Origin of the sequence: Flavobacterium psychrophilum (assembly GCA_001708385.1) — a bacterium.
Lineage (GTDB): Bacteria > Bacteroidota > Bacteroidia > Flavobacteriales > Flavobacteriaceae > Flavobacterium > Flavobacterium psychrophilum_A.
The window spans coordinates 3,055,014-3,067,806 of the sequence record CP012388.1; the positions used below are offsets into that span (position 1 = coordinate 3,055,014).

Below are 12,793 nucleotides of genomic sequence, written 5' to 3' on the forward strand. Positions count from 1 at the left end.
AGCCTCACTCTGTATTAATAGTTATGTGACTATTTCAGTTTAAATTTAGTTAGATCCTGGTAGTTGTTCCAAAATCTAAGTAATTCGATTGTGTCATCTGTAATTCGGTAAAATAGCGAAACTTGTTTTGTAACCACTATTTTATAAACATCTTTATATCCTGTTTTTACAAAAAATACATTGTTGCCTTTTAAAAGCTGAATGTTGTACTCTACTTCCTTAATAAAAGAAATGACCTCCTTTGGAGACCATTCTTTTTCTAAGTATTCGATATTTTTCCAATAATCAGCTTTCGCTAACGAAGACCAGTATATAATCATTCTTCAAAATATTTTGAATACCTGATTTTTGTTTCTTCCATTACCATTTCATGTGGTATGCCTTGTCCATGTTCCAATTCGGCAATAGCAGCGTCAATATGTTTCTTTTGTGTAGAAGTAAGCGTTGTCTCAGATTTTAGCAAATTCAAAATTTTAGTAATAACAGAAGAATCTTCCAATTCTAATATCATTTTTGCTAATTCTATTTTTGAAGCCTGAATATCCATAACTACTTTGCTTTTACCAAAGTTACAAAACTATTTTATTTTTTAAGGCCTTCAGATGCTTTGATAACAGCTTCTTTAAGTCCTTGCTTGTAAGCAATAATTGTTGCCTGAACGATTTTGTCCTGACTGCCTAATATTTGTGCTGCAAGTATACCTGCATTCTTAGCACCGTTAAGTGCTACAGTAGCAACAGGTACGCCCCCCGGCATTTGAAGTATAGACAATACACTGTCCCATCCGTCAATGGAGTTGCTTGATTTTACAGGCACGCCTATTACAGGAAGCGGACTCATGCTTGCTACCATTCCCGGTAGGTGCGCAGCGCCGCCTGCACCTGCTATAATTACATTAACGCCACGGTTGTGGGCTGTAGTACTGTATTCGTAAAGTTTTTCGGGAGTACGGTGCGCAGAAACAATATCTACTTCTGTTTCAATTCCAAACTCTTTTAATATATCTATGGCATCCTGCATTACCGGCATATCCGATATAGAGCCCATTATAATTCCTACTTTCATTTTTTATTGTTGTTAGTTAATGGTTGTCGGTTGTCGGTATTTTGGAAACTGCGACTTGCGACTGAAACTAAATTATGCGATTACTCTAATAGTATTCTTAACTTCTTCGGCTACTTTGCGTGCTTCGGCAATATCTTCATTTACAATGGTAACGTGTCCCATTTTACGGAAAGGCCTTGTTTGCCTCTTGCCGTATATGTGTGGCGTTACGCCATCTTTACCTAATATTTTTTCGATGTTCTCGTATATAACGTTGCCTGAATATCCTTCCGCACCAACAAGGTTAACCATAATTCCGGCTACTTTACTATCGGTATTGCCTAACGGCAGGTCAAGAATCGCACGAATGTGCTGCTCAAATTGCGACGTATAACTGGCTTCTATAGAATAGTGTCCACTGTTATGTGGCCTTGGAGCTACTTCATTTACCAGTATCTGGTCATCTTCCGTTTGGAACATCTCTACAGCAAGCAGGCCTACATGGTTAAATTGTTCCGATACTTTAAGTGCTATTGCACGGGCATTATTGGCAACTTCATCATCAATACGTGCCGGGCAGATAACATATTCTACCTGGTTGGCTTCCGGGTGAAATTCCATTTCTACGACAGGGTAAGTTTTAATTTCTCCCGATGGGTTTCTCGCTACTATAACTGCCAGTTCATTTTTAAACGGAATCATAGTTTCTGCAATACACTGTACGTTTGGAAGGCCGTTAAAGCTTTCCGCAGAACGGATAACCTTTACACCATTTCCGTCATAACCGCCCTCTGTACTTTTCCATACAAAAGGAAGCGAAATTTCATTATTTTCCACGGCCTGTTTAAGGTCAGCCAGATTTTCAAAACGCTTATAATCGGCAGTTGGAATTTCTTTTTCAGTATAAAAATCCTTCTGTTTTCCTTTGTTCTGAATTTGGCGTAATGTCTTTGGAGACGGATATACTTTAATACCTTCAGCTTCCAGTTTTTCCAGTGCTTCCAGGTTTACAAGTTCAATCTCAAAGGTAAGTACGTCTACCTGTTTGCCAAAGTTATAAACGGTATCAAAATCCATCAGGTCACCCTGAAAGAATTTATTACTGCCTATTTTACATGGAGCTTCATCACTAGGATCAAGCACATAAGTTTGTATGTCAAATTTTCGGGTGTCGGTAAGCATCATTTTGCCCAGCTGTCCGCCGCCTAAAATACCCAACTTAAAATCAGAAGAAAAATAATTCATTATCAGCTTTTGTTTTGCACCGCAAAGATACTTAAAACTACTTTTAGAATTTCATCTTTTGGTAACATTGCTGTACAGCTTTTGTAACGCCTTTTTCTGTAGTACTTTTACAATAGTTTTAGCATTTAGGGCAATGGTTTATATAGAATTATATTTGTATTTTAGAGGTTCACAAAATCTGTACGAGTTATACAGATGTAAAATGTAATCTATGAGACTGACGATAGAAAGAAAACCGGTGAAGGTTTCACCCGACGCATCGCGCGTTATTGCCCGATTTTTTTTTAATGGAGAAGAAAGAGCTGTAGAGCTTATCCGGAAAATACTTGCTTTAGATAAAGATGAGGTATTCGGACTTATTTCTCCGCTATTGCAGGATTTCTCTAAAAGGCACCGTAATATTACCCGTAAGCTTTTACACAATTGCGAACGTGTTAAAAAATATATTCCGATGGCAGGTGGCGATTACGCCAAGCTTGACGAATACTGTAAACTTCTTATAGGCTCTTACTTTACGCATGAATATTCTATTGAATCGGCTGCGTTTTTTAACCCCTCTATAGTTCCCGATCCAGATCAGTCCAATCTTGAGGAGGGCCAGCTTCGCGTTATCATAAGCTTTAGGGCAGTAGGTGAGGGGCACGTGTCTTCGGTAGCTTTCAGGAGGGCACTTATCGACAGGAATAATGATATTGTTGTTATGGCAGCAAGTAATTATATAGACGAAGCGGAAAAAATACATAATGTTGTATACCAAAAAAGGCTTTTCCTTAAAAAGGCTGAAGAAGCAGATATTAACGATGAGTTCCTTACGGCAGTAACAGAGCAATTGGGTGACCGTTTTGATTATGATGAGCTGAAAAAATTGGTTGTTGAAGCAAAAAGCAAAACAACAGATGTTGATACTATACGCCAATATAACCTTGTTCTTGCACTGTCTGACAGTTACAGGAGAATTTCGTTTTCTAAGGACACCGACATTAGCGACAGGGTAATATTCCCAATTTCTGATTTTGAGAGCAAAGGTATTGAAGATGCCCGTTTTGTGAAGTTTACAGATGATCATGGGCGCGCAGTTTACTACGCCACATACACCGCTTATGACGGTGTACACATTATGCCAAAACTTTTAAAAACTACCGACTTTTACGAATTCAAAACGAGTCCGCTAAACGGATCGGGAGCAAAAAATAAAAACCTTGCATTGTTTCCGAGAAAAATAAACGGCAAATATGCAATGCTATCAAGGATAGATGGCTGGAACAACTATCTTATGTATAGCGAGAACATCAACGAGTGGGATGATCCTATAAAAATTCAGGGGCCGGAATATCCGTGGGAGTTTGTGCAGATTGGTAACTGTGGTTCGCCCATAGAAACTAAAGATGGCTGGCTGGTGCTTACGCACGCTGTAGGTTCTATGAGACGTTACAGTATTGCCGCTTCTCTTTTAGATATCGATGATCCGTCTATTGAAATCGGCCGACTTAAAGATCCTTTAATTTTACCAAATCCGGATGAACGTGAAGGTTATGTACCTAACGTTGTATATTCTTGTGGAGGTATAATACATAACGGCGAGCTTATAATTCCTTACGGATTATCCGATCACAGTTCAGGTTTTGCTACAGTAAGTATCGATACGCTTCTAGACAGGCTAAAAAACGGAGGATAATTAATTTATAGTTGCCGGTGGCAGTATTCTCTAATCAGGTATCTTTGTATTCAGAATAACCAATAGCATTTATAAAATTGGAAAATGAATTGCCTGAGCAATCAGAAACCGGGTTTTTTGCGAAAAACCCGGTATTAAAAATAAGAGAATTTCAGTCTTTTTTAAGCATACGTTTTGGGCTAATCTTTGCCCTTAACATGCAAATCACCATAATATATTATTGGGTATACCATATTACCAACGATAAACTTTCGCTTGGGTTTGTTGGCCTTGCCGAAGTAATTCCGGCTATTGGATGTTCGCTTTTTGCGGGACATTATGTAGACCTGAATGAGAAACGTAAAATGGTTCTCTTTTGCATAACTTCTTATATTCTTTTGGCATCCTGTCTGTTTACACTTACCACGCCTTTTTCGCTCAATGAGTTAGGCGTAAATACTACACTTTACCTTATATACTTTTTTGTTTTCTGTGGCGGAATCATCCGTTCGTTCATGGGGCCATCGGTGTTTTCACTATTTGGGCTTATAGTGCCAAGAAAACATTTTCCTAATGCAACGAGCTGGAGCAGTATGGCATGGCAAACAGGATCTATGATCGGTCCGTTAGTGGCAGGACTTGCAATTGCTTTAGATGGTGTTCTTGCAGGAATGTTTAGTGTAGTTGTAATCACACTACTATTGCTTATACCTATACTCTCCATAAAGACCAAACCGATACTTAAAAAAGAAAAAGAACCCATGCTGAAAAGCCTTACCCAGGGTATTAAGTTTGTAGTGAAAACCCCGGCATTATTAGGGGCTCAGCTACTTGATATGTTTTCGGTATTATTTGGTGGTGCTGTGGCATTATTACCGGTGTTTCAAAAAGAAATATTGCATGTAGATGAGGTAGGTTTCGGATTGCTGCGATCAGCGCCCGGAGTAGGTTCGCTTTTAACTTTGGGGATATTAGCGTTTTTACCTCTTAAAACCTATCCCGGCAGGAAACTGTTTATCGCCGTTACCGGATTTGCGTTATGCATTATCGGCTTCGGGCTCTCAACTAATTTCATCTTCTCCTTTTGTTTCCTTCTGTTCTCCGGTATGTTCGATGCTGTGAGTGTAGTAGTAAGAAGTACTATCCTTCAGTTAGTAACGCCCGATCATATGCGGGGACGTGTGGCTTCGGTAAACACCATCTTTGTAAGTTCATCCAACGAGCTGGGTGATTTTGAAAGTGGTGTAATGGCGCATTGGCTGGGAACGGTACGAGCAGTTGTAACTGGAGGTTGCATTACACTTGGTGTTATTGCTATTACATTTTTCAGTGCCCCACAGTTAAGACGATTCGGTTTTGATGATGAAGAGGAGGAAAAGGAATAGTTTGGTTTATTTCCAGCCGTTCCAAAGAGCATGAGCTTAGCTCGGTTTCGAGTGAAGCTAAGGCCTTAAACTTTGTGGCGTAAAGCAAAATGGGAGTTTAAGCGTTAAGAAAGGTTTGCTGTTTGAGCGAAGCGAGTTCAAACCTTTTAGCTGAAACTGCTATTTTGTAGCCTAAGAAGTTTAGCCTTGAATTTTTGATTCTTTTGTTTCAAGACAAAAGAATATTCAGGTTATTCGATTCTCGGATTATCCTCGTTTACAAATTCATTTTCCGATTTTGAGATGACGATAGTTGCAACGCCATTGCCAATAAAATTGGTTAGTGCGCGTGCCTCGCTCATAAATTTATCTACGCCGAGTAAAAAGGCAAGGCCTTCAACGGGTATTTTGTGTATGGCAGTAAGGGTGGAAGCAAGCACTATAAAGCCACTTCCTGTAACACCGGCAGCACCTTTGGAGGTTATCATCAGCAGTCCTATAATAGTAAGTATCTCCTGAAAGCTTAAATGAACGTTGTATAGTTGGGCCAGAAAGATCACCGACATCGACAGGTATATTGATGTGCCATCCAGGTTAAAAGAATAACCGGTAGGAACTACCAATCCTACAACTGATTTGCTGCAACCCATTTTTTCGAGTTTCTCCATTAGGTTAGGCAGGGCAGCTTCAGATGATGAGGTGCCTAAAACAATCAGTAATTCGGCTTTAATGTATTTTATAAAATCAATAATGCTGAGTTTGTAATAACGCATTATAGCACCCAGAATTACAAAAATGAATATAGCCATTGTAATGTAAACCGTAATCATAAGTTTACCTAACGGAATAAGCGTATGCAGGCCAAATTTACCTACTGTATAGGCCATGCCGCCAAAAGCACCAAGAGGAGCTAGATACATTACTATTTTAAGGGCTTTAAAAACATAGTTGGACCAGGTATATAATATGGCAACAGCCTGCTCTCTTTTTTTGCTATAATTTAAAGCGACCCCTACAAGAATAGCCACTAGCAATACCTGGAGCGTAACATTGTCTAAGAAAAATTGTAACCAGCTAAAATTGCTTTCGGCACCGGTATACTGACTCGCGTCCTGAACATCAAGACCTGTTTTGTCAATCTTTCCGGGCTGAATGAGGTACGCCACAGCAACGCCAATAGCAAGGGCAAAAGTAGTAACGATCTCAAAATAGATTAGTGATTTTATTCCGATGCGACCAACCTTTTTAAGGTCGCCCATACCGCTTATGCCCAAAACAATAGTTAGGAATATGATAGGAGCAATAAATATTTTAATGATCTTAATGAAACTATCGCCTATTATTTTCATGTCTACGGCAGTCGCCGGATAAAAATGTCCAAGCAGTACACCGCACACAATGGCTATCAGTACCCAAAAAGTCAGGTTGGTAACTATTCTGTAAAGCAGGCTTTGCCTGTTCTGGGTGTACGGAGTTAACGACTGTTTCATTGGCCTAATATAGTACTTTTTATGAAGTAAAAAGTAGCTAGCCGGCTTTTGAAAACGATATAGGTTGCTGTAAGATAATTAAGAACAAATGCATTTTTATCTTCCTTAAAACATCTTTCGCGGCTGCTGTATAAGCGGCAGTATGTTTCGATGCATCTTCGCTAAGTATTCGGGTTAGTTCAGGATGTATCCAGTCTTGTTTTTTGCCTAGTAGAAAAAGTGTACGCATGGCATAGGCTTTCGTTGCCACTTTTGTTTTAGGATTGATGAGCCAGTCAAAACAGGCTTCGGTAATAAGATCTATATGATCCGTATTTAAAAATGAAGGATTGTTTTGATGCTGCTGCACGGCAAACTGACATATTTTGGATATGGGCCGCATAGCGCTTTCATTTGTCAATTGAGAAAGCGTTGTGCAAAAAGAATCCAAATGATCGCTCAGCCATTCAATCTTTGCTCCAAAAACCAGTTCAGATATCCAGCAGGCTTTATGGTGATTCTTGTCTTTTATATCAAAAGCTATAGCAAGTAGCTCAGGTAGCAATGCAGCATTTTTCAAAACCTCTCCCGACAATACATCCCGTATGGGACGGTGTGCGGTGCTGCTGGCTATTTGTATGTATAATAACGATTCCAAAGATATTTTTAGTTTGTTCGAAAAGTACAAAAAAAGCCGGGACAAATGCCCGGCTAAAAAAAGAACCTTTGATTGACTAACTGTTTATTGCTTTATAAACATTTTCGCAGCCTGAGCTTGCGGTCCGTTTAATTTAACTATATAGGTGCCTGAAGAAAGATCTTCTACATTGATTGATGTTTCTGTCTGGTCGATTGTTCCTGTTAGTAAAATTTTTCCTGTAATGTCTATAATGCTGTAGTTCGTAACCTGTGCGTTTTCAGGAACGATCACATTAAGAACACTATTGGCAGGATTTGGATATAGTTTAGTAGCGTTTGCAAGCTGCGGGTTGTTAACACCTAAGAAACAACCTTCTTTAGCACTAAGTGTTACCGGATTATCTACAGTGCTCAGGATATTATTTGTACAAACCGTCATTGCGGCATCAAGGTGGTAAACCCCAGGCTCGGTAGCCGTATAGCTAACGCTGTTTGCATCTTCAATAGCGATCCCGTCTTTAAACCACTGCATGTTGATAAAGTCTTCTTCATTACCAGGTATTGTAAATGTAACTGAGTCACCCTCACATACAAAATATACAGCACCTTCATTGGTAACGCCTTCGCTTGGCTCAGAATCAAAAGAAATTGCGATATCGTAACTGCCTACAATTAGTTCGTTAGAGGTATATGTTTCACCATCTTTAGTTACCGATACTTTTATCGTGGCATCGCCATATGTTTCCTGATCATAAGCAAACGATGCTACAGTTGCAGCAGTTATAGCCTCGAACCCTGTTTCTTCTGAAAATTTAGCATACCATTGGTAAGTGTCATATCCTACCGCATTGGTTACAAAAGCTAGTCCGATAGTTTCCGGACAAAGCATAGTGTCTCCCTGAATAACAAGTGGCGACGGAGTGTTTGGTCCACAATCGTCACTTGCAACAACATTAACAACAGGCGATTTTGATGTAGCGTTAGGGCATATTTCAACACCTGCTATTGCATAGTAAACGCCGGGTTCTGTAATTGTATAGGTTAAAGAAGTAGCGCCCTCAATAGGCTCATCATTTTTGTACCATTGTGCCGTTACATAAGGTTCCAATACCGTTTGAACTAATTTAGCTCCCGTACACATTACATAGCGCTGTTCTAATGTTTCGTCGTTAAATTCAAAATGAATATTTCCCTGTAGCTCATTCCTCACGAGAAGACTTGACCAGTTATGGCTGTCAATCTGGATAGCGTTAGATTCAAACGTCTGTCCGTTTTTTGTAACCACTACTTTTAATAATGCCTGATCGTAAGTATACCAGTCGTATGTAAATGACGCTTCATTTGCTCCATCTATGGCTGCGTATTCATCATTTAAAAACCAAAACTTCCAGTACCACTGGTATGAGTCGTATTGTGTTTCGTTTGTAATTGTGGCTGTTCCGTTTGTGTACGGACACAACATAACATCGCCTTCGATCGTAGGATTCTGTGCTCCCACTGCCCATGCAAAAGCAAGGAAAAGAAAAGTGAATAAAGTTGTTTTCATGAGTAGATAGTATATAATTTATTTGTAGTACAAATTACATTATAAGAATCCTAATACCTTAGTTACAGATACGGACAAAGTGTGACACTTTATTTTTAAAAGTGTGACACTTTTTGTCTATTTATTTGTTTTTTAGTGCTTTGGTTTATTTGGACTGTATGCAGATCATAAGTTTATCATTAAATTATTTTCGGTAGTTCCTGAAAGAATTTAAAAGTTATAACTAAACGAAACGTTTCCGTAATAATTTATAGGCATTCCGGGATAATAATATCTGGGAGGCGCACCATTAATTCCTGTCGCATTTACGAGTACCATGCCTGCATAATGAGTATTACCAACATTATTTATACCTGCCGATATGTGCGAAGTAAATCCTTTAAATAATTCAAGTCGATATCCGGTTTTCATGTTTAGGAGGCTATAGCTCTTAGCATAAGCCGAATTAGCATCATTAAGCGGAATATTGTCTACATAGTAAAAATCGGAAGACAGGTATAACCCAAAATTGGTTTCAACAGCGAGTCCGGCGTTTACCTTATTAGCCGGTACGCCTGTTAGCCTGTTGCCGGAATAATCCACATCGTTATTGACGAACTTTTTAAACTCATAATCGCCAATAGAAGCTGTTGCGTAGGGCTGAAGCATAAAAGTACGGTTTAGTTGCCAGCGGTAATTGATACTTGCCTCGATACCCTGATGCAATGTTTCACCTGCATTAATGCCCACGTATTGATCATCGCCCACACGTTGCGCTACCAGCAGGTCGTTTATCTGCATACGATATAATGATACCTCTGCATACAAGTTTCTATTAAGGAAATAGAATTTTCCACCAACTTCAAAATTATAGCCATTTTCAGGTTTAATGTTAGGGTTTATAGTGCCGTCTGCAGTAAGGGTTTCTTCTATAGATGGTAACGAGAACCCACGGCTTACTGATGCATAAATAGTTTGCAGTATTGAAGGCTTAAATAATACCGATAACTGTGACGACCAAATACCATTATAACTATATTCTTCAGATGAGGTTGTTTCAGCAGGATAGGTGTTATCCAGTTCAAAATTCGTTTTGTTATAATTTACGCCTGCCTGAACTTCGAATTTTTTAGATAACTGAAACCTTAGTTGTGCAAATGCATTTATAAAGTCGCGTTTCTGCTCGGTTCCTGTAAGCCTTGCGCCTTCAAGGGAGCCGTTTCCGTTGTTGTCTTCGTAAAGGTTTTCATAGGTGCCGCCTTTAAATCCATCCTTAAAATATTCAAGTCCGGTAATAAGTTCGGTTTTAATGTTGCCAAGTTTAAAATCACCAAAAAATTGCGTGCGTGCTCCGTATGCGGTCGTGTTTTGGGTTAAAATGTCAAACGGACGCGGTTCGTAATTCTCTTTGGTATTGATAAAAACAGAGGTCGAATTGCTTAGCCAGTTTGCAACTTTCCAATCGTATGCCAATCCGCCCAGGTAAGAATTGTATCGCTCATATCCTTTGGATGCCGCCCATGTTGGTGCTGCCCCACGCGGATTATTTTCAAACATTTGTTTGCTTATACTGCTTGGAATATAAGCTTTCAGGTAGGTGTAATTTCCAAAGTAGGTAAGTTTGCTGTTCTGGGCTCTGAATAATTCGCCAGCAAGGGTAACGCCTTCGCGGTTGTAGGCACTGTTTTTTCGGTAACCATCAGTTTCTAACTTATGATAGCTAAGGTTAAGGCTTGCGGTTTCGGTATTTAATCCATAGCTAATGGTGTTTTTCATCAACCCGAAAGACCCATGTGTAGTGCTTACGGCTGCGCGGCTTCCTCTAGCTGAAGCTAATTTTGGTTTCAGCAATAGTGCCCCGCCGAGTCCTGCGCCATATAGGCTCGATAATGGCCCTTTTATAATTTCGACCTGGTCTATAATTTCAAGATCGATATCTTCAATAGTCGTTTCACTATCTCCCGATGTAAGAGGAATACTTCCGTAAAAAGCCCTTATTTTATTGGTTCCGTAGGGTGTTCGTGCGCCAATACCACGAATAGATATCCTGTTGGTGTTAATACCGCCCGATTGCATAAAAACACCGGCAACGGTATTTAGTACGGGAGAAATATCAGACAGGTTATTGCGCTGTAAGTCGGCAGTCGAGAGTATGCTAATTGATGCAGGGGCATTTAGCAGGCTGTCATTAATATGGTAATTACTTATGACAATTTCATTTAATGTGTTTTCAATTTTTATCCCCGTTACTTTATCCACTATTAGATTGTATCTGTTTCTAGCTTCCTTCTGTGACTTCACTAAGCTGTCATTATATGCTTTTAATGTTTTTAGGGCGATAATTTTTGTACGGGGAATAGTATCCTGCGCAAAAGTATTCGCAGTTAATAAAATGGGAAGTAACCCTAAAAGTATTTTTTTTATCATTGAAGATGATTTGCAGTAAAAGTAAAAAACCTGCAGCCCGAAAGCTGCAGGAATTTAAAGTGAATTAATAATTGTAATGTGTTTCATATTATTTGCTGGCAGCCACTCTCCATAACGTGTTGCCGCTGTCGTCATTTACAAGTAGAGATCCGTCGTTCATAACTGTAACGTCTACAGGGCGACCGTAAGCCTGTGCTTTTTTCTCATCGGCAATAAATCCGGTTAAAAAATCCTGCGGTTTACCCGATGGTTTGCCATCTTTAAACGGAACGAACAATACCTTATATCCGCTTAATACCGATCTGTTCCACGAACCGTGCTGACCAACAAAAGCACCGTTTCTGTATTGTGCAGGAAATGCATCCTTGTTGTAAAACGTTAATCCTAACGATGCGGTGTGATTACCCACTGGTACATCCGGAACTATAGCTTTGGCGACAAGATCTTTGCCCTGTCCTTTCATGCGTGGGTCTTCAATTTGTCCGTAGTAAGAATACGGCCATCCGTAGAAACCACCTTCTTTAACGCTTGTAATATAATCGGGAACAAGTTCATCGCCCAGTTCATCACGCTCGTTAACGGCTGTCCATAATTCTTTATTGGCAGGATTCCAGTCCATTCCCACAGGATTACGAAGTCCGCTTGCATAAATGCGCTCACCTGTACCGTCAGGGTTGACTTCTAGAATATTCGCACGGCGAAATTCTGTTTCAATACCATGCTCGGCAACATTACTCGCAGAGCCTACCGAGATAAATATTTTAGATCCATCGGCATTTGCCAAAAGATTACGCGTCCAGTGATTGTTATAGCCACCTGCAGGCAGCTCAACTATTTTTTTAGCTTTATCGGTTGCCAGTTTTGTGTCACCCTGTTTATACGGATAGCGGTAAAGCCCATCGGTATTAGCAACATAAAAATAATCCTTAAGTACCAGCATACCGTAAGGCTGGTTAAGCTTTTCTGCAAAAACAGCACGGGTTTCAAAAGTGCCGTCTTTGTTGGTATCCCTAAACATGGTAATGCGGTCTGCACTACCCGATGTCCCCGACTCGGCTACAAAAATATCGCCGTTAGGTGCTATATATGTGTTACGTGGGTTTTTTAGGTCGCCTGCAAATTTGGTAACAGTAAATCCTGCCGGAGCTTTTGGGGTTTGCCCTTCCGGCCAGTCTTTCATGCCGCTACGTTTTGTTACCGATTCTGTCGTGAAAGGAGCAGGCAGTGTAAGATCGCCAATAGCTGTTTTTACAGTAGTGCTGCCTTCTGCTTTTGCTTCTTGTTTTTCTTCTTTAGAGGGTTCTTTTTTGCATGAGCCAAGTGCCAAAAGGCCGAGTAGTGAAAGTGAAAATATAGATGTTTTCATGGTAGTGAGTAAGTATTAAAATTCTTATGTATCCGAAATTACTTATTTAAATTTCCAATG

General features: G+C 39.8%; 11 protein-coding genes. 2 read left to right on the forward strand and 9 right to left on the reverse strand.

Annotated features, from left to right (window positions below; translation table 11 throughout):
- Positions 1-29: 29 nt before the first annotated feature.
- From ALW18_13350 to ALW18_13365, 4 genes are all read right to left on the reverse strand, one after another.
- Positions 30-320, reverse strand: a complete 291-nt coding sequence (locus ALW18_13350; protein AOE53421.1) for a hypothetical protein — start codon at positions 318-320, stop codon at positions 30-32.
- Positions 317-547 carry a hypothetical protein gene (locus tag ALW18_13355; GenBank protein ID AOE53422.1) on the reverse strand — a complete coding sequence of 77 codons (231 nt, stop codon included), beginning with the start codon at positions 545-547 and terminating at the stop codon, positions 317-319. The genes ALW18_13350 and ALW18_13355 overlap by 4 nt, the downstream gene beginning before the upstream one ends.
- Before the next feature lie 35 nt (positions 548-582).
- Positions 583-1,065 (reverse strand): N5-carboxyaminoimidazole ribonucleotide mutase, encoded by a 483-nt coding sequence (locus ALW18_13360; GenBank protein ID AOE53423.1) that lies wholly within the window; start codon positions 1,063-1,065, stop codon positions 583-585.
- Between the two features lie 72 nt (positions 1,066-1,137).
- Positions 1,138-2,289: a phosphoribosylaminoimidazole carboxylase gene (locus ALW18_13365; GenBank protein ID AOE53424.1), complete on the reverse strand. Its 1,152-nt coding sequence runs from the start codon at positions 2,287-2,289 to the stop codon at positions 1,138-1,140.
- Between the two features lie 211 nt (positions 2,290-2,500).
- Between ALW18_13365 and ALW18_13370 the strand changes: the two genes are divergently transcribed.
- Positions 2,501-3,964 (forward strand): glycosidase, encoded by a 1,464-nt coding sequence (locus ALW18_13370; protein ID AOE53425.1) that lies wholly within the window; start codon positions 2,501-2,503, stop codon positions 3,962-3,964.
- 89 nt (positions 3,965-4,053) lie between these two features.
- Positions 4,054-5,328, forward strand: coding sequence for a hypothetical protein (locus ALW18_13375; protein ID AOE54411.1), 1,275 nt, complete (start codon positions 4,054-4,056; stop codon positions 5,326-5,328).
- A gap of 230 nt (positions 5,329-5,558) precedes the next feature.
- On the opposite strand, the gene ALW18_13380 is transcribed toward ALW18_13375, so the two are convergent.
- The 5 genes from ALW18_13380 to ALW18_13400 all read right to left on the reverse strand — a co-directional run bounded on the left by ALW18_13380 (position 5,559) and on the right by ALW18_13400 (position 12,733).
- Positions 5,559-6,797: a glutamate:protein symporter gene (locus tag ALW18_13380; protein AOE53426.1), complete on the reverse strand. Its 1,239-nt coding sequence runs from the start codon at positions 6,795-6,797 to the stop codon at positions 5,559-5,561.
- A gap of 37 nt (positions 6,798-6,834) precedes the next feature.
- Positions 6,835-7,434, reverse strand: coding sequence for a hypothetical protein (locus tag ALW18_13385; GenBank protein ID AOE53427.1), 600 nt, complete (start codon positions 7,432-7,434; stop codon positions 6,835-6,837).
- Positions 7,435-7,518: 84 nt separating this feature from the next.
- The gene (locus ALW18_13390; GenBank protein AOE53428.1) at positions 7,519-8,961 is read right to left on the reverse strand and encodes a hypothetical protein; all 1,443 of its coding nucleotides are present in this window, start codon (positions 8,959-8,961) and stop codon (positions 7,519-7,521) included.
- A gap of 210 nt (positions 8,962-9,171) precedes the next feature.
- Entirely contained in the window at positions 9,172-11,241 is a 2,070-nt protein-coding gene (locus tag ALW18_13395) for a TonB-dependent receptor (protein AOE54412.1), read from the reverse strand.
- A gap of 214 nt (positions 11,242-11,455) precedes the next feature.
- Positions 11,456-12,733 carry an L-sorbosone dehydrogenase gene (locus tag ALW18_13400; GenBank protein ID AOE53429.1) on the reverse strand — a complete coding sequence of 426 codons (1,278 nt, stop codon included), beginning with the start codon at positions 12,731-12,733 and terminating at the stop codon, positions 11,456-11,458.
- Between the last annotated feature and the right edge of the window lie 60 nt (positions 12,734-12,793).